Origin of the sequence: Aquabacterium sp. (genome assembly GCF_035476535.1) — a bacterium.
Lineage (GTDB): Bacteria > Pseudomonadota > Gammaproteobacteria > Burkholderiales > Burkholderiaceae_C > Pseudaquabacterium.
On the sequence record NZ_DATILJ010000182.1, the window covers coordinates 1 to 16,917 of the forward strand.

Consider the following 16,917-nt stretch of genomic DNA (forward strand, 5'->3'; position numbering starts at 1 on the left):
GAACTGGCCGATCAGCTGCGGGCCGGCGCCGTTCGCCCGACTGCGTTCGATGCGGTAGAAGCGCACGCTGTCGTGCCAGACCGGCGCCGTATCGGGCCGGATCGTCACGTCGAACAGCGTCTGGATGATGTTGAACAGGCCGTCGAGAACGCGCGGCTCGGTGAAGTACTGCTTGACCTCCTGCTCGCTGAAGGCGTATTGCGCTTCCTTCAGCTTCTCGGAGACGTAGTAGACGTCCCAGGGCAGCACCTCGGCCAGGCCCAGCTGCGCGGCGGCAAAGGCCTTCAGCTCGGCCAGGTCGCGTTCGGCGTAAGGCCTGGCGCGCTGCGCCAGGTCGCGCAGGAACTCGGTCACCTGGGCCGGTGACTCGGCCATTTTCGGCACCAGCGACAGCTGCGCGTAGCTCGGGTAGCCCAGCAGTGCGGCTTCTTCCTGGCGCAGCTGCAACAGTTCGCGCATCAGCGCGCTGTTGTCGCGCTCGGTCGGGCCGAATTCGCTGGCGCGCGTGACATAGGCGCGGTACAGCTGCTCGCGCAAGGCCCGGTCCTGCGCGTACTGCATCACCGGCATCCACACCGGCATGTGCAGCGTGAGCTTGTGGCCGGACTTCGACTCTGCGGCCGCGGCCTCGCGGGTGGCTTGCACGGTGTCGTCCGGCACGCCGGCGAGTCGTTCGGCTTCGACATAACACGCGAACTGGTCGGTGGCATCCAGCACATGCTCGGAGAACTGCTGCGCGGCTTCGGCGCTGCGTTCCTGGATCGCCGCGAAGCGCGTCTTGGCTTCGCCCTGCAGCTCGGCGCCGCTCAGCACGAAGTCGCGCATCGCATTGGCCAGTGCGCGCTGGCGGGCCGGGCTCAAGTGCTTCGCCGCCGGGCTGCCGGCGACGGCCTTGTACTTGGCGTACAGCCGTTCATCGGCACCGAGACGGGTGTGGAATTCGGTGATGCGGCCCAGGTTCTCGTTGTAGGCCGCGCGCAGTGCCGGCGTGTCGGCCACGGCGTTCAGGTGGCCGACGGCGCTCCAGGCTCGCGACAGCCGCTCCAGCGGCACGTCCAGCACCTGCGACAGCGCGCCGTAGTCGGCCGGCACGGCGTCGCTGACGGCCTGCTCGAGCGCGGCTTCGGCAGCCGGCAGCAGCACGTCCAGCGCCGGGTTGATGTGTTCGGGACGGATGTCGGCAAAGGCCGGCAGCCCATCGGCTTGCAGCAGGGGATTGGTCATGTGCGGTGGGCTTCGCCTCGTGAGCGAACTTGGGTGCGGGTGGCGTCAGTTCAAGCGGCGCGTTCTGCCGCCTCCACAGTATTGACCAGCAGCATCGTGATGGTCATTGGCCCGACACCTCCCGGAACCGGGGTAATCCAGCCGGCAACATCCTTCACGGCGGCGAAGTCGACGTCGCCACACAACTTGCCTTCGTCATTGCGGTTCATGCCCACGTCGATGACGACCGCGCCGGGCTTGACCATGTCGGCCGTCAGCGTGTTGCGGCGGCCGACGGCCACCACCACCACATCGGCCTGGCGTGTGTGATGGCCGATGTCCGCCGTGGCGCTGTGGCACACCGTCACCGTCGCATTGGCCTGCAGCAGCAGCAAGGCCATCGGCTTGCCCACGGTGTTGCTGCGGCCGATGACCACCGCATGCTTGCCCTTCAGCGGCACGCCGGTGCTTTCGATCAGCTTCATGCAGCCATAGGGCGTGCACGGACGAAACCCGGGCAGGCCGGCCATCAGGTCGCCGGCGCTCTGCACCGAGTAGCCGTCGACGTCCTTGCGCGTCGAAATCGTCTCGATCACGCGCTGCGGGTTGATGTGCTTGGGCAGCGGCATTTGCACCAGGATGCCGTGGACGGCGGGGTCGCCGTTCAGTGCTTCGATGCGTGCCAGCAGATCAGCTTCGCTCAGCGCGGCATCGTATTTCTCGAACACCGAGTGCAGGCCATGCTCCTGGCAGGCCTTGACCTTGTTGCGCACATAGACGGCCGACGCGGGGTCCTCACCGACCAGGATCACCGCCAGGCCGGGTTTCACGCCGCGTGCGGCCAGGGCCTGTGCGCGGGCGGCCACCTCGGCGCGGATTTGTCTTGAAAGCGCGGTGCCGTCGATCAGTTGGGCGGTCATGGGGATCTCCAGAATGCAACAGGCCGCTCACGAACAGCGGCAGAAATGCAAGAGGCCGCTGTGAACAGCGGCCTCGGTGGTCAGGCGGTGATTCAGGCTTTCGCAGTATTCGCGCCCAGCGCGATCTTCAGCAAGTCGGCCACGGTGTTGGCGTTGAGTTTTTCCATGATGTTGGCGCGGTGCGCCTCCACCGTCTTGATGCTGATGCCCAGGTCGTCGGCGATCTGCTTGTTCAGCCGGCCGGCGACGATGCGCTCCAGCACCTGCGCTTCGCGCGTGGTCAGGCGCGAGAGCAGCGCGTCGCGGCTGGCCTGCTCCTGGTGCTGGCTGAAGGCGGCGCGGGCTGAGTCGAGCATGCGCTCGACCAGGCCCAGCAGGTCGTCTTCCTTGAAGGGCTTCTCGATGAAGTCCATCGCGCCCTTCTTCATCGTCGTCACGGCCATCGGCACATCGCCATGGCCGGTGATGAAGACCACCGGCAGCGGGCTCTTGCGCTCGAGCAGGCGGTCTTGCAACTCCAGGCCGCTCATGCCTTCCATGCGGATGTCGGCGATCAGGCAGGCTACTTCACGCGGGTCGAAGCGCGAGAGAAAACTCTCGGCCGAGTCGAAACACTTGACGCGGTAGTCCTTGCCTTCCAGCAACCATTGCAGGGAATCACGCACGGCCTCGTCATCGTCGACGACGTACACCGTGCCTTTTTTCGGGATCAGGCTCATGGGGATGTTTTGACGGCTGGGCTGGCGTCGGCGTCGGACACTGCAACACGGTGAGGTGGTGGCAGCGTTGTCTCCTCGTGCCGCGCTGTGGTTTCGACGGGCAGGGTGAAGGCAAACCGGCACCCCGCAACAGAGGCGCCATTGTAGATGTTCTGCGCCTTGATCCGCCCCCGGTGGGACTCGACGATGGACCGGCACAAGCTGAGTCCGATGCCCATGCCTTCGGCCTTGGTCGAGAAGAAGGCTTCGTAGAGCCGGTTGATCACTTCCTCGGGCAGGCCGGGGCCCATGTCGGTGACGCTGAACTCGATCACGCCGCCTTCATCGGGCGTGTGGCGCGGGATCACGCGCAGCTCGATGTGCCGGCGGGCGGCCGGCAGCTTGGCGCTGTCGATCGCCTCTGCCGCATTTTTAAGCAGGTTCAGCAGCACCTGCTCGATCAGGATCGGGTCGCAGCGCAACAGCGGCAGGCGTTGCGCGACGTAGTGGTGAATCGCCACGTTACGGCGGCGCAGCTCGATGCTGGCCAGCTCCACGGCGTCTTCGACGATGTCCTTGGCCTGCGCCGGCTGGCGCTGCGGCTCGCTCTTTTTCACGAAGGCGCGGATGCGGTGAATGATCTGCCCGGCACGTTCCGCCTGGCGCGCGGTCTTCTCGAGTGCCGCGATCAGATCGGCCTGCTGGATGGTCTCGGCCTTCACGCGCGAGACCATGCCGCTGCAGTAGTTGGTGATGGCGGTCAGCGGCTGGTTCAACTCATGCGCGACGGACGACGCCATTTCGCCCATCGTGATCAGCCGGCTCGAGACCTGTGCCTTTTCGGCCTGCTGCGCTGCCTGTTCCTCGGCGCGGCGGCGGCCGGTGATGTCGGTGGCAATCAGCATCTGCGCCAGCCGGCCGTCGGTCCATTGCAGGTAGCGGGAGCGCACATCGAACCACTTGTCCAGCGTGTGGGCGTAGACCTCGCGCGGATTGGTGCCGATGCCGGTGAGTTCCTGCGTCGGCAGGCCGGACATGCCGTCGACCGCGTCATCCGGCTCGGCGATGAAGGGCACGGCCGGGCCGGCGCCCGAGGCCAGCAGCGCATGGCCGCGCGCATCGGCGCCGAACCACAGCCGGTACGAGCGGTTGGCGAACAGCAGTTCACTCTGCTGCACCGACAGCACCGACACTGCCGCGTCCAGGCCTTCCAGCACGGTGGTGAAGCGCTCGTGCGAGGCCGACAGCTGGTCGCGGATGCGCTTGGCCTCGGTGATGTTGGTCATCGAAGTCATCCAGCCCGTCTGGTGGCCCCGCGCATCGACCAGCGGCGAGACGTACATGCGCGCATCGAACAACGTGCCGTTCTTGCGCATCACCTTCACTTCGATGCCGCCGGCCGGGCTGCGGCCCTGCAGTTCCTGCTGCAGCAGGCGCGAGTTCTCGTCGATGCGGTCGTGCGGCCAGTACGGGTAGGGCGGCAGGCGGGCGATCAGCTCGGCCTCGCTGAAGCCGGTCATCGCGCAGAAGGCCGGGTTGATGTAGGTGACGCGCCCTTCGAGGTCCATCGCCCGCATGCCGGTGAGCATGGAGTTTTCCATCGCCCGGCGGAAGTTGGTCTCCTTGACCAGCGCCCCCTGGATCTGACTGCGCCGACGCATGTGGCGCCAGGTACCAAGCAGCATCCACACCGTCAGCACCGATAGCGCGACGACCATCCAGAACAAGGTGTTGCCGATCAGGCCGACGGAGGTGCGGTAGCCGGTGCCGCGCAGCACGAGGCCGTTGGCGGCGGGCGCGAAGGGCACGTCGTGCGCGATGGAGGCCGGCTGTCGGGTATGGCCCGGCATGCCGGTGACGGAACTGGCGATGATCCGCTCGCGTTCGTCGACCACCGCAATGGCATGGCGGCGGGTTACCTCGGTCGGCACGAAGTGGCGCAGCAGCACGTCGATCGAGTACTCGACCACCAGCGCGCCGGAGAAGCTGCCGCGGTCCAGCAACGGCACGTGCAGCTGGAACACCATGGCGCCGCTGGGGTCCTTGAACGGGCGCGAGTACATCGGCTGGCGCACGTCGCGCGCGGCGATGAAGGCCCAGTCGGCCTCGTCGGGCGATGAGGCCGCGGCGCTCGGCGGTACGGCGCCTTCATCACGCTCGCCGAAGCTCGATTGGCGCGCGCGCACGCGCCGGTCCGCCCCGATCCAGCTGAGGTAGACGATCTCCGGCCGGTCGGACGTGAAGCGCGTGGCCTGCGCCAGGAAGTTCGGTGCCTCCAGTTCGCGCGTGACGATCTCGCGCGCCATGCGCACCAGCTGTTCCTGGTTCTCGATCAGGCGCAGGCGGATCTGCTGCTGCGCGATCTCGGTATCACGTTTGACGGCTTCGGACTCCCGCTCGATTTCCTCGTTGCGCAAGTACCAGAACGCAGAAATGATGGCCGCCAGAAACAGCAGCACCGACACCAGCGGCGCCAGCGTCGCGAAGCGGTCCTGCCGTGCCGGCGACTGGCGGCGCCACCAGCGGCCCAGCATGCGGCGGCCAAGGGGGACGGAGCCGGTCGCTGATGAGCGGGAATCGGAAGGAGTCATGGCACGGATTATCCCGGTGCGCAGAGCGGCTCCCTCTGCGTGCCGCCCCTGTAATCGAGTGATTCTTATCACAATACGAAATCAACTCGCACCATTTGGAAATTGGAATGTTCTGTGTCACACTTCGCGCCGATCGCCCAAGACCCCCTCGGATGAAGGAGACAAACCATGTCCGCAGTGCCCCAATCGTTCCTCGGTGCCGCCGCCAACGACGCCGACGCGCAGGAAACCCGTGAGTGGCTCGAAGCCCTCGACGCCGTCATCGCCAACGAGGGCCCTGAACGGGCCCACTTCCTGCTGGAACAGCTGATCGACGAAGCCCGACAAGCCGGCATCGACCAGCCGTTCTCGGCCAACACCGCCTACGTCAACACGATCCCGACCGACCAGGAAGAACGCTGCCCCGGCAACCTGGAGTTCGAGGAGCGCCTGCGCGCCTACATGCGCTGGAACGCGATGGCCATGGTGGTCAAGGCCAACCGGCTGGACCCGGCCGATGGCGGTGACCTCGGCGGCCACATCTCGTCCTTCGCTTCGCTGGCGACGATGTTCGGCGCCGGCTTCAACCACTTCTGGCATGCCGAGAGTGAAGGCCACGGTGGCGACCTGCTCTACATCCAGGGCCACAGCGCGCCCGGCGTGTATGCCCGCGCGTACATGGAAGGCCGCATCAGCGAAGAGCAGTTGCTGAACTTCCGCCAGGAAGTCGACGGCAAGGGCCTGTCGAGCTACCCGCACCCGAAGCTGATGCCCGAGTTCTGGCAGTTCCCCACCGTCTCGATGGGCCTGGGCCCCTTGATGGCGATCTACCAGGCGCGCTTCCTGAAGTACCTGCATGCCCGCGGCATCGCCGACACCAGCAACCGCAAGGTCTGGGTCTTCTGTGGCGACGGCGAGATGGACGAGCCCGAATCGCTGGGCGCCATCGGCCTGGCCGCGCGCGAAAAGCTGGACAACCTGATCTTCGTCATCAACTGCAACCTGCAGCGCCTGGACGGCCCGGTGCGCGGCAACGGCAAGATCATCCAGGAACTGGAAGGCGAATTCCGTGGCTCGGGCTGGAACGTCATCAAGCTGCTCTGGGGCGGCTACTGGGATCCGCTGCTGGCGCGCGACAAGGAACACATCCTGCGCAAGATCATGATGGACACGGTCGACGGCGACTACCAGGCGATGAAGGCCAACGACGGTGCCTTCGTGCGCAAGCACTTCTTCGGCCAGCATCCGAAGGCGCTGGAGATGGTCGCCAAGATGAGCGACGAGGACATCTGGCGTTTGCAGCGCGGCGGCCACGATCCGCAGAAGGTGTATGCGGCCTACCACCGCGCGGTCAGCACCAAGGGGCAACCGACGGTGATGCTGATCAAGACCGTCAAGGGCTTCGGCATGGGCAAGGCGGCCGAGGGCAAGAACACCGCGCACCAGGCCAAGAAGCTGACCGACGACGACATCAAAGCGATGCGCGACCGCTTCAACATCCCCGTCAGCGACGAAGAGCTGGCCAAGGGCATTCCGTTCTACCGCCCGGCCGACGACACGCCGGAAATGCGCTACCTGCACGAGCGCCGCAAGGCGCTGGGCGGCTACCTGCCGCACCGCCGCGCCAAGGCCGACGAGCAGCTGCAGGTGCCCGAGCTGTCGGCCTTCCAGGCGGTGCTGGACCCGACGGCCGAGGGCCGCGAGATCAGCACCACGCAGGCCTATGTGCGCTTCCTGACCACGCTGCTGCGCGACAAGCAGCTGGGCCCGCGCACCGTGCCGATCCTGGTCGACGAAGCGCGCACCTTCGGCATGGAAGGCTTGTTCCGCCAGATCGGCATCTACAACCCCGAAGGGCAGAAGTACACGCCGGTCGACAAGGACCAGGTGATGTACTACCGCGAGGCCAAGGACGGCCAGATCCTGCAGGAAGGCATCAACGAACCCGGCGGCATGAGCAGCTGGATCGCCGCGGCGACGTCGTACTCGACGAACAACCGCATCATGATTCCGTTCTACGTCTACTACTCGATGTTCGGCTTCCAGCGCATCGGCGATCTGGCCTGGGCGGCGGGCGACATGCAGGCGCGCGGCTTCCTGCTCGGCGGCACTTCCGGCCGCACGACGCTGAATGGCGAAGGCCTGCAGCATGAGGACGGCCACAGTCACGTGCTGGCCGGCACGATCCCGAACTGCGTCAGCTACGACCCGAGCTTCGCCCACGAAGTCGCGGTGATCATGCACCACGGCCTGAAGCGCATGGTCGAGCAGCAGGACAACGTCTACTACTACATCACGCTGCTCAACGAGAACTACCCGATGCCCGGCCTGCAGCCCGGCACCGAGAGCCAGATCATCAAGGGCATGTACCTGCTGCAGGACGCCAAGGTCAAGGCCAAGCAGCCGGTGGTGAACCTGCTGGGCTCGGGCACCATCCTGCGCGAATCGATGGCCGCCAAGGAGCTGCTGGAAGCCGACTGGGGCGTGGCCGCCAAGGTCTGGAGCTGCCCGAGCTTCAACGAACTGGCGCGCGACGGCCAGGACGCCGAGCGCTGGAACCTGCTGCACCCGACCGAAACGCCGCGTGTGCCTTTCGTCGCGCAGCAGCTCGGCGCGCATGCCGGCCCGGTGATCGCCTCCACCGACTACATCAAGAACTACTGCGAGCAGATCCGCGCGCACATGCCCAAGGGCCGCAGCTACCGCGTGCTGGGCACCGATGGCTTCGGTCGCAGCGATTTCCGCAGCAAGCTGCGCGAACACTTCGAAGTCAACCGACACTACATCGTCGTGGCTGCCCTGAAGTCGCTGGCCGACGAAGGCAGCGTGCCGATGGCCAAGGTGGCCGAGGCGATCGCGAAGTACAAACTCAACGTCGACAAGATCAACCCGCTGTACGCCTGAGCCCCAGAGCGCGGAGACAATCAACATGGCATTGGTGGAAGTCAAAGTCCCGGACATCGGCGACTTCAAGGATGTGGCCGTCATCGAGGTGCTGGTCAAGCCCGGTGATGTGGTGAAGGCCGAACAAAGCCTGGTCACGGTCGAGAGTGACAAGGCCTCGATGGAGATCCCGTCGAGCACGGCCGGCACGGTGAAGGAGCTGAAGGTGGCGCTGGGCGACAAGCTCAACGAAGGCACCGTGCTGCTGCTGCTGGAAGCCGAGGGCGCCGCGGCTGCAGCGCCCGCACCGGCGCCTGCCGCGGCGGCGGCTCCGGCACCCGCGCCGGTGGCTGCACCCGTTCCAGCGGCCGCAGCGCCGGCCGCCGTGCCTGCGGCAAGCGCCCCGGTGGACGTGCTCGTGCCCGACATCGGCGACTTCGACGAAGTCGCGGTGATCGAGGTCATGGTCAAGGTCGGCGACACGGTCAAGGTCGAGCAGAGCCTGGTCACGGTCGAGTCCGACAAGGCGTCGATGGAGATCCCGTCTTCGCACGCCGGTGTCGTGAAGGAGCTGAAGGTCAAGGTCGGCGACAAGGTGGCCAAGGGATCGTTGCTGGCCATCGTCGAAGCGGTGGGGGCAGCGCCTGCGGCGGCTCCGGCCCCGACACCCGCCGCTGCGTCAGCACCGGCTGCGGCTGCCCCTGTGGCCGCGGTGGCGACCGCCGAACGCACGCCGCCCACCGCAGCGCTGCCACCGCATGAACCCGCCGCGCCGAAGGGCGCGTTGCCGCACGCCTCGCCGTCGATCCGCAAGTTCGCCCGTGAGCTGGGCGTGCCGCTGGACGAGGTCAAGGGCAGCGGACCCAAGGGCCGCATCACGCAGCAGGACATCGAAGGATTCGTCAAGGGCGTGATGGCCGGCGCGGTGCAGACCTCGGCGCAAAAGGCCAAGGCCCCCGCGGCGGCGGCGAGCGGCGGCGGTGCGTTCCCCGGCCTGCTGCCCTGGCCGCAGGTGGACTTCACGAAGTTCGGGCCCGTCGAGCGCAAGGACCTGTCGCGCATCAAGAAGATCTCGGGTGCCAACCTGCATCGCAACTGGGTCGTGATCCCGCATGTCACGAACCACGACGATGCCGACATCACCGAGCTCGAAGCCTTCCGCGTGCAGTTGAACAAGGAGAACGAGAAGTCCGGCGTCAAGGTCACGATGCTGGCCTTCCTGATCAAGGCCTCGGTCGCCGCGCTGAAGAAGTTCCCGGAGTTCAATGCCTCGCTGGACGGTGAGCAGATCGTGCTGAAGAACTACTTCCACATCGGCTTCGCGGCGGACACGCCGAACGGCCTGATGGTGCCGGTGATCAAGGACGCCGACAAGAAGGGCGTGCTGCAAATCTCGCAGGAGATGAGCGAGCTGGCCAAGAAGGCCCGCGACGGCAAGCTGGGCCCGGCCGACATGAGCGGCGGCTGCTTCTCGATCAGTTCGCTGGGCGGCATCGGCGGGCGCTACTTCACGCCGATCATCAACGCGCCGGAAGTCGCTATCCTGGGTGTCTGCAAGAGCAGTACCGAGCCGCGCTGGGACGGCAAGGCCTTCATGCCGCGGCTGATCCTGCCGCTCAGCCTGAGCTGGGACCACCGCGTGATCGACGGCGCCGCGGCGGCGCGCTTCAACGCCTACCTGGGCTCGATCCTCGCCGACTTCCGGCGCGTGCTGCTCTGACCCGGTCGCGATGACGACGATCTGCGTTGCCCGCAAGAACGGGCAGGTCGCGATTGCCGCCGATGCGCTGGTGACCTTCGGCGACACGCGCCTGTCTCATGGCTACGAGGCCAACGACAAGGTCTTTCGCATCGGCGACTCGTGGATCGGCATGGCCGGCACCACCGCGCACTTTCCGGTGCTGCGCAAGGCGCTGGGCAGCCTGCCGGCCGACGAGCTGAAGCTGCACTCGCGTGACGAGGTGTTCGACACCTTCCTGAAGCTGCACCCCAAGCTGAAGGAGCACTACTTCCTGAACACCAAGGAAGAAGATGCCGACCCCTACGAGAGCAGCCAGTTCACGGTGCTGATCGCCAATGTGAGCGGCATCTTCGGCGTCTACTCCTACCGCGAGGTGTTCGAGTTCGACCGCTTCTGGGCCATCGGCTCGGGCCGCGCGTTTGCACTCGGCGCGATGTTCGCGGTCTGGGACAAAGCCAAGACGGCGCGTGAAGTGGCCGATGCCGGCGTGCGCGCCGGCTGCGAATTCGACAAGAACTCCGCCGGGCCGATCAAGGCCCACACGATGAAATTGAAAGAGGCATGACATGGCGTTGATCGAAGTGAAAGTGCCGGACATCGGCGACTTCAAGGATGTCGCGGTGATCGAGATCCTGGTCAAGCCCGGCGACACCGTTGCGCTGGAGCAGAGCCTGGTGACGGTGGAGTCCGACAAGGCCTCGATGGAGATTCCCTCCAGCGCTGCCGGCGTCGTCAAGGAGCTGAAGGTCGCGCTGGGCGACAAGCTCAACGAGGGCATGCCGCTGCTGATGCTCGAAGCGGCCGGCGCGGCTGCAGCGGCGCCCGCGCCTGTCGCGCCGCCACCGGCCGCGAAGGCGGCGGCACCCGCTGCCACGCCCGCTGTCGCGCCGGCCGCAGCCAGCTACGCCGGCGGCGCCGACCTCGAGTGCGACATGCTGGTGCTCGGTGCCGGGCCTGGTGGTTATTCGGCCGCCTTCCGCTCGGCCGACCTGGGGTTGAAGACCGTGCTGGTCGAGCGTTATGCCACGCTGGGTGGTGTCTGCCTGAACGTCGGCTGCATCCCGTCGAAGGCGCTGCTGCACGTGGCGTCGGTGATGGACGAAGTCACGCACTTCGCCGACCTCGGCGTCACTTTCGCCGCGCCGACGATCGATGCCGGAAAGCTGCTGGCGCACAAGAACAAGGTGGTGGGCAAGCTGACCGGCGGCCTCGCGGCCATGGCCAAGATGCGCAAGGTCACGGTGGTGCAGGGCACCGGCGCGTTCGCCGACCCCTTCCACCTGTCGGTGGCGATGGCCGATGGCAAGACGCAAACCATCCGCTTCAAGCATTGCATCATCGCCGCCGGCTCGCAGGCCCTGAAGCTGCCGTTCCTGCCGAAGGACGATCCGCGCATCATGACCAGCACCGGTGCGCTGGAGTTGCGCCAGCTGCCGAAGAAAATGCTGGTCATCGGCGGCGGCATCATCGGGCTCGAAATGGGCACGGTGTATTCGACGCTGGGCGCGCGGCTCGATGTCGTCGAAATGCTGGATGGGCTGATGCAGGGCGCTGACCGCGACCTGGTCAAGGTCTGGCAGAAGATGAATGCCGGCCGCTTCGACAACATCCTGCTGAAGACCAAGACCGTGGGTGCCGAAGCCACCGCCGAGGGCATCAAGGTCAAGTTCGAAGGCCTGGACGGCAAGCCTAGCGAAGGCCTGTACGACCTGGTGCTGCAGGCGGTGGGCCGCAGCCCGAACGGCAAGACCATCGGTGCTGACAAGGCCGGCGTCACGGTCTCTGACCGCGGCTTCATTCCGGTCGACGTGCAGATGCGCACCAACGTGCCGCACATCTTCGCCATCGGCGACATCGTTGGCCAGCCGATGCTGGCGCACAAGGCGGTGCACGAGGCCCATGTGGCCGCCGAAGTCGCCGCCGGTGACAGCAAGGCACAGTTCGACGCCCGCGTGATCCCCAGCGTGGCCTACACCGATCCGGAAGTGGCCTGGGTCGGCCTGACCGAAGACGAGGCCAAGGCGCGTGGCATCGCGGTGAAGAAGGGTCTGTTCCCGTGGACCGCCTCGGGCCGTGCCATCGCGAACGGCCGCGACGAAGGCTTCACCAAGCTGCTGTTCGACGCCGAGACCCACCGCATCCTGGGCGGCGGCATCGTCGGCACGCATGCCGGCGACATGATCGGCGAGGTGGCGCTGGCCATCGAGATGGGCGCCGACGAAGTCGACATCGGCAAGACCATCCACCCGCATCCGACGCTGGGCGAAAGCATCGGCATGGCGGCGGAAGTGGCGCACGGCACCTGCACCGACCTGCCGCCCACGCGCAAGTAGGCAGAGCGTCGGACGGCGGCGCTGAAACACACGCCGCCTCAAGTCCCCTGGCGGCGGGTCGATAGCGGAGACAGGAACGCCCATCGCGTTCCTGACTTGCCACGCCATGCCCACCGCCCCTGATCTCACTGCTGCGCCTTCTTCGCTGGCCACCCGGGCGCCGTCGTGGATGGCTGAGCACGATGCCTCGGCGCTGGGCCCGGCCCTGCATGTGCGCATGCGCTGGCTGCTCGCCGGCGTGGTGCTGCTGTGTCTGTTGCTGGCGCTGGCCGTGCAGCAGTGGGCCTCGCGTGACGCCTTGCTGCGCCAGATGGATCGCCATGATGCCGAAAGCGCCCGCTGGATCGCCCTGGCGCTGAGTGCCGAGGCCGTCAGCACCCAGGCGCAGCGCGACGCACTGCTCGGTGCACATTTGTCGGCCGCTCGGCTCAGCCGCTTGCAACTGATGGATGCGGAGGGCCGCATTCTGTGGCAGCAGCACATCGACGTGCGCCCGGCCTGGGCACCGGAAATCTACCGTGAACTGCTGGCCTTGCCGCCGGCCGGCGCCACGGCCACGCTGCGCCCGACGGCCGACGGTTTGCGCGGCGCGCACGTGCTGGTCCAGGGCCAGACCACCGATGCGGTGGATGCGCTGTGGCAAGGCCTGCTGCAATCCGCCTTGGCGCTGGCCCTGCTGGGCCTGCTGGTACTGGCCGGCGCGGCCTGGCGCGTGCGCGCGATGCGGCGTGCGCTGGCCGATGCGGTGGCGCAGGCCAACGCGCTGGCCGATGGCCGCTACCTGCGGCTGGAGGAGCCGGGGCTGCCCGAGCTGCAGCCCCTGGCCAGCAGCATGAATCTGCTGGTGGATCGTCTGCAGGCGGTGTTCGACAACCAGTCGGCCCAGCTGGAAGTCTGGCGCCGCCAGGCCCATGCCGATGGCCTGACTGGCTTGCCGGCCCGTCGCCACTTCCTGCTGCAGTTCGAGCAGTTGTTGTCCGGTGATGCCGCGCCAACGCACTTCGGCCTGCTGCTGCTGCGGGTGCGAGATCTGCAGGGCATGAATCGCCGCATCGGCCATGCTGCCACCGACCATGTGCTGCAGGCGCTGGCGCAGACGCTGGACAGCTACCCGCACCGCGGCGACGGCTGCTTTGCCGGCCGGCTGAACGGTGCTGACTTTGCGCTGGTGCTGCCGGTCGGAGGCCTGGCCGAAGAAACCGCCCAAACGCTGGTGCAGGCCTTGCGCCTGCCCTTGATCAGCATCGACGCAGCCGCCGGCGTGTCGGTCGGCGCGGTCGAAGTGAGCGGTGCCGTCACCGTGCAGCAAGTGCTGGCGCTGGCCGACGAGGCGCTGGCCCGTGCCGAAACCGCGGTGGCGTTTTCCACCGCCTGCATCCACGACCCCGGCTCGGACGCACCCGGGCAACGTACCGTCACGCCGTATGGCGAGGCGATGTGGCAGCAGCGCCTGTCGCTGGCGCTGGAGCAGGACCGGGTCGAGCTGGGCAGCTTTCCGGTGTGCACGGCCGACGGCCGCGTGCTGCACCTGGATTGCCCGATGCGTGTGCAACTGGAGCCGGGCGGGGCCTATGAGCCCGCCGTGCGCTGGCTGGCCCAGGCCGCACGGGCGCGCCTGTGCGCCGCGGTGGACGAGAGAGCGGTGCAGCTGGCGCTTGAGGCCATCGACAACGACGGCCAGGCGCGCTGCATCAACATCGCCGCGCAATCGATGGGTGTCAGCGACTTCATGGCCGCCATCTCACGCCGGCTGGAAGCCGCACCGCAGGCCGCGACTCGGCTGTGGATCGACCTGCCGGAGACGCTGGCGCTGGACCGGCCCGCGCTGGTGCAGGAGGCTGCGCGGCGCTGGCGTCCGCTGGGCGTCTACCTCGGTCTCGAACATTGCGGCGATGGCCTGGCGCGCATCCACCGCCTGCTGGACCTGGGCCTGGATTGCGTGCGCATCGATGCGCGTTATGTGCAGGGCCTGGCCGACCCGGCTGCCACCGATGCGCGGCGCTACCTGCGCGGCTTGGTGCAGCTGGTGCAGAGCGTTGGGCTGTCGATCACCGCCGAAGGCGTGACCCGCGAGGCGGATCTGCTGCTGCTGTGGTCACTGGGCTTCGATGCCGCGACCGGACCGGTCGTGCATCCGGAGCCCGCGTTCAGCTGAACCGCCGTTCAGCCGATGTCGCCGACGTGCAGCGGGTAGTCGTTGCCCTGCCGGCGGCAATCGAAGAAGTGCTGCAGCGTTGCGCGCACGGTGCGGAACGCGATCTCGTCCCAGGGGATGTCATGCTCGTGGAAGAGGCGCGCCTCCAGCGTCTCAGGCCCGGGGTCCAGCGTGTTGTCGAGCATGCGGGCGCGGTAGAAGAAATGCACCTGGCCGACGCGCACCACGTTCAGCAGCGTGAACAGGCCCTGAAGCTCGACCTTCGCGCCGGCTTCTTCGACGGTCTCGCGCAAGGCACCATCGGCCACCGTCTCGCCGAGCTCCATGAAGCCAGCGGGCAGGGTCCACAGCCCATGGCGCGGCTCGATCGCGCGGCGGCACAGCAGCACCTGCTCGCCCCACACCGGCAGCGTGCCGACGACATTCAGCGGGTTTTCGTAGTGGACCGTCGTGCAGGACGGGCACACCGCACGTTCACGGTTGTCGTCATCCGGCATGCGATAGGCCACGGCGGTTCCGCACTGGCGGCAATGCTTGATGAGGCGGGTCTGCAGCATGGTGGCCGAAAGTGTAGCGGGCAGGGCGTGGCATCATCGTTGACCCCGTTTCAAGCCGCGTTCAAACGCATCCGCCGGAGCCTGTTGCCATGAGTTTCGTGATCACCCCGCCGCGTCCTGCTGCCGTGCCCGTTGTCGGCGGCGGCGAGTTCCCCGTCACCCGCATCTACTGCGTCGGCCGCAACTACGCCGAGCATGCGCAGGAGATGGGCTTCACCGGCCGCGAGCCGCCGTTCTTTTTCCTGAAGCCGGCCGATGCGGTGCTGGCCGTGGCCGACGGCGCCACCGGCGAGATGGACTACCCGCCACTGACGAAGAACCTGCACCACGAGATCGAACTCGTGGTGGCCATCGGCACCGGCGGCCGCAGCATTGCTGCGGCTGATGCGCCCAAGCACATCTGGGGCTATGCCATCGGCCTGGACATGACGCGCCGCGACCTGCAGGGCGAGATGAAGAAGCAGGGCCGGCCCTGGTGCATTGGCAAGGGCTTCGACCAATCGGCGCCGATCGGGCCGGTGCACCCGATCACCAAGACCGGTGAGCTGACCCGTGGCGCCATCACGCTGTCGGTCAACGGCGCGCAACGGCAGAAGGGCGACCTGAGTGAGCTGATCTGGAACGTCAACGAGACGATCGAGACGCTGTCGCAGGCATGGGCACTGCAGCCGGGCGACCTGATCTTCACCGGCACGCCGGCGGGCGTGGGCGCGGTGGTCAGCGGTGATGTGCTGGAAGGCACAGTCGCGGGGCTGGGCACGCTGCGTGTGGCGATCCGGTGACGTGATGAAGCTCTACAACTACTTCCGTTCTTCAGCGTCGTTCCGCGTGCGCATTGCGCTGGCGCTGAAGGGCCTGGACTACGACTACCTGCCGGTGCACCTGGTCAAGAACGAGCAGCTCGGTGAGTCGTATGCGTCGGTTTCGGCCTCGCGGCTGGTGCCCTTGCTGAAGGACGGCGATGCGATCGTCACGCAGTCGATGGCCATCATCGAGTACCTCGACGAAACCCATCCGCAGCCGCCGCTGATGCCGGCCGACGCACTGGGCCGCGCGCGGGTGCGCACGCTGTCGCTGGACATTGCCTGCGAGATCCATCCGCTGAACAACCTGCGCGTGCTGCGTTACTTGGTCGGGCCGATGAAGATCGCCGAAGAGGAAAAAGATCGCTGGTACCGCCACTGGGTCGAGACCGGCCTGGAGACCGTCGAGCGCCAGCTGGCCACTGCACCTGCGCGCTATTGCCATGGTGACTCGCCGACCATGGCCGACTGCGTGCTGGTGCCGCAGATCTTCAATGCGCAGCGTTTCAATTGCCGCGTCGACCATGTGCCGAACGTGATGCGCGTGTTCGAGGCCTGCATGCAGCTGGACGCGTTCGCGAAGACCCAGCCTTCGGCCTGCCCGGATGCCAGCTGACGCGGCGATCGACGCGCTGCGGGCCGCGGCCTTGCGGCCCGAATGGGACGCGCCGGCCAGCGTCGCGGCCTTGATGAGCAGCCGGATCGGCGGCGTCAGCCGGGCGCCCTTCGACAGCCTGAACCTGCGGCCGCCGGAACTGCCCGGTGACGCGGTCGATGACCGCCTGGCGGTGGTGGAGAACCAGCGCCGGTTTGCCCAGGCGCTGGGTGCCACGCCGGTCTACCTGGACCAGGTGCACGGTGCGCGGGTGGTCCATCTAGGCCCGCAGGACCTGGCGGCGGGGCTGCCCTTGCACCGCGCCGACGCGAGCGTCAGCACCACGCCCGGCCTGGCCTGCACCGTGCTGGTGGCCGATTGCCTGCCGGTGCTGTTGTGCAGCCGCGACGGCCGGGCGGTCGGTGCCGCGCATGCCGGTTGGCGCGGCTTGGCGGCGGG

General features: G+C 67.2%; 13 protein-coding genes. 8 read left to right on the forward strand and 5 right to left on the reverse strand.

Annotated elements, in window-relative coordinates:
- From VLK61_RS18240 to VLK61_RS18255, 4 genes are all read right to left on the reverse strand, one after another.
- Positions 1-1,224 (reverse strand): M3 family metallopeptidase (locus VLK61_RS18240; protein ID WP_325423045.1); only part of this gene is annotated, 1,224 nt, incomplete at its 3' end.
- A 50-nt stretch (positions 1,225-1,274) separates the two neighbouring features.
- Positions 1,275-2,123 (reverse strand): bifunctional methylenetetrahydrofolate dehydrogenase/methenyltetrahydrofolate cyclohydrolase FolD, encoded by an 849-nt coding sequence (gene folD, locus VLK61_RS18245; RefSeq protein WP_325423046.1) that lies wholly within the window; start codon positions 2,121-2,123, stop codon positions 1,275-1,277.
- A gap of 92 nt (positions 2,124-2,215) precedes the next feature.
- Positions 2,216-2,842, reverse strand: coding sequence for a response regulator transcription factor (locus tag VLK61_RS18250; protein ID WP_325423047.1), 627 nt, complete (start codon positions 2,840-2,842; stop codon positions 2,216-2,218).
- The gene (locus tag VLK61_RS18255; protein ID WP_414636829.1) at positions 2,839-5,412 is read right to left on the reverse strand and encodes a PAS domain S-box protein; all 2,574 of its coding nucleotides are present in this window, start codon (positions 5,410-5,412) and stop codon (positions 2,839-2,841) included. Before VLK61_RS18255 ends, VLK61_RS18250 begins: the two co-directional genes overlap by 4 nt.
- Positions 5,413-5,580: 168 nt before the next feature.
- Between VLK61_RS18255 and aceE the strand changes: the two genes are divergently transcribed.
- The 5 genes from aceE (at position 5,581) to VLK61_RS18280 (ending at position 14,503) form a co-directional block, all read left to right on the forward strand.
- Positions 5,581-8,295 carry a pyruvate dehydrogenase (acetyl-transferring), homodimeric type gene (gene aceE, locus VLK61_RS18260; protein ID WP_325423049.1) on the forward strand — a complete coding sequence of 905 codons (2,715 nt, stop codon included), beginning with the start codon at positions 5,581-5,583 and terminating at the stop codon, positions 8,293-8,295.
- 25 nt (positions 8,296-8,320) lie between these two features.
- The gene (aceF, locus tag VLK61_RS18265) at positions 8,321-9,994 is read left to right on the forward strand and encodes a dihydrolipoyllysine-residue acetyltransferase (RefSeq protein ID WP_325423050.1); all 1,674 of its coding nucleotides are present in this window, start codon (positions 8,321-8,323) and stop codon (positions 9,992-9,994) included.
- A 10-nt stretch (positions 9,995-10,004) separates the two neighbouring features.
- A complete protein-coding gene (locus VLK61_RS18270) occupies positions 10,005-10,580 on the forward strand; it encodes an MFS transporter (protein WP_325423051.1) in 576 nt (191 codons plus the stop codon).
- 1 nt (position 10,581) lies between these two features.
- The gene (lpdA, locus tag VLK61_RS18275; protein ID WP_325423052.1) at positions 10,582-12,348 is read left to right on the forward strand and encodes a dihydrolipoyl dehydrogenase; all 1,767 of its coding nucleotides are present in this window, start codon (positions 10,582-10,584) and stop codon (positions 12,346-12,348) included.
- Between the two features lie 106 nt (positions 12,349-12,454).
- Complete coding sequence (locus VLK61_RS18280) at positions 12,455-14,503, forward strand: EAL domain-containing protein (RefSeq protein WP_325423053.1); 2,049 nt, start codon at positions 12,455-12,457, stop codon at positions 14,501-14,503.
- 8 nt (positions 14,504-14,511) lie between these two features.
- Here the strand turns inward: VLK61_RS18280 and VLK61_RS18285 are convergent, their stop codons facing one another.
- Entirely contained in the window at positions 14,512-15,060 is a 549-nt protein-coding gene (locus VLK61_RS18285) for an NUDIX hydrolase (protein WP_325423054.1), read from the reverse strand.
- Between the two features lie 89 nt (positions 15,061-15,149).
- Here VLK61_RS18285 and VLK61_RS18290 point away from each other — a divergent pair, with 89 nt between their 5' ends.
- The 3 genes from VLK61_RS18290 to VLK61_RS18300 all read left to right on the forward strand — a co-directional run.
- Positions 15,150-15,842, forward strand: coding sequence for a fumarylacetoacetate hydrolase family protein (locus tag VLK61_RS18290; RefSeq protein WP_325423055.1), 693 nt, complete (start codon positions 15,150-15,152; stop codon positions 15,840-15,842).
- A 4-nt stretch (positions 15,843-15,846) separates the two neighbouring features.
- Entirely contained in the window at positions 15,847-16,479 is a 633-nt protein-coding gene (gene maiA, locus VLK61_RS18295) for a maleylacetoacetate isomerase (RefSeq protein WP_325423056.1), read from the forward strand.
- Positions 16,469-16,917, forward strand: a 449-nt coding sequence (locus VLK61_RS18300) for a polyphenol oxidase family protein (protein WP_325423057.1), incomplete at its 3' end; no start/stop codon positions are given. The genes maiA and VLK61_RS18300, both read left to right, overlap by 11 nt.

Bases quoted from the DNA above. Each gene is read 5' to 3' on its own strand.
- VLK61_RS18280 (WP_325423053.1), top strand. From the start codon at position 12,455: ATGCCCACCGCCCCTGATCTCACTGCTGCGCCTTCTTCGCTGGCCACC.
- VLK61_RS18290 (WP_325423055.1), top strand. From the start codon at position 15,150: ATGAGTTTCGTGATCACCCCGCCGCGTCCTGCTGCCGTGCCCGTTGTC.
- lpdA (WP_325423052.1), top strand. From the start codon at position 10,582: ATGGCGTTGATCGAAGTGAAAGTGCCGGACATCGGCGACTTCAAGGAT.
- aceE (WP_325423049.1), top strand. From the start codon at position 5,581: ATGTCCGCAGTGCCCCAATCGTTCCTCGGTGCCGCCGCCAACGACGCC.
- VLK61_RS18285 (WP_325423054.1), bottom strand. From the start codon at position 15,060: ATGCTGCAGACCCGCCTCATCAAGCATTGCCGCCAGTGCGGAACCGCC.
- folD (WP_325423046.1), bottom strand. From the start codon at position 2,123: ATGACCGCCCAACTGATCGACGGCACCGCGCTTTCAAGACAAATCCGC.
- aceF (WP_325423050.1), top strand. From the start codon at position 8,321: ATGGCATTGGTGGAAGTCAAAGTCCCGGACATCGGCGACTTCAAGGAT.
- VLK61_RS18250 (WP_325423047.1), bottom strand. From the start codon at position 2,842: ATGAGCCTGATCCCGAAAAAAGGCACGGTGTACGTCGTCGACGATGAC.
- maiA (WP_325423056.1), top strand. From the start codon at position 15,847: ATGAAGCTCTACAACTACTTCCGTTCTTCAGCGTCGTTCCGCGTGCGC.
- VLK61_RS18270 (WP_325423051.1), top strand. From the start codon at position 10,005: ATGACGACGATCTGCGTTGCCCGCAAGAACGGGCAGGTCGCGATTGCC.
- VLK61_RS18255 (WP_414636829.1), bottom strand. From the start codon at position 5,412: ATGACTCCTTCCGATTCCCGCTCATCAGCGACCGGCTCCGTCCCCCTT.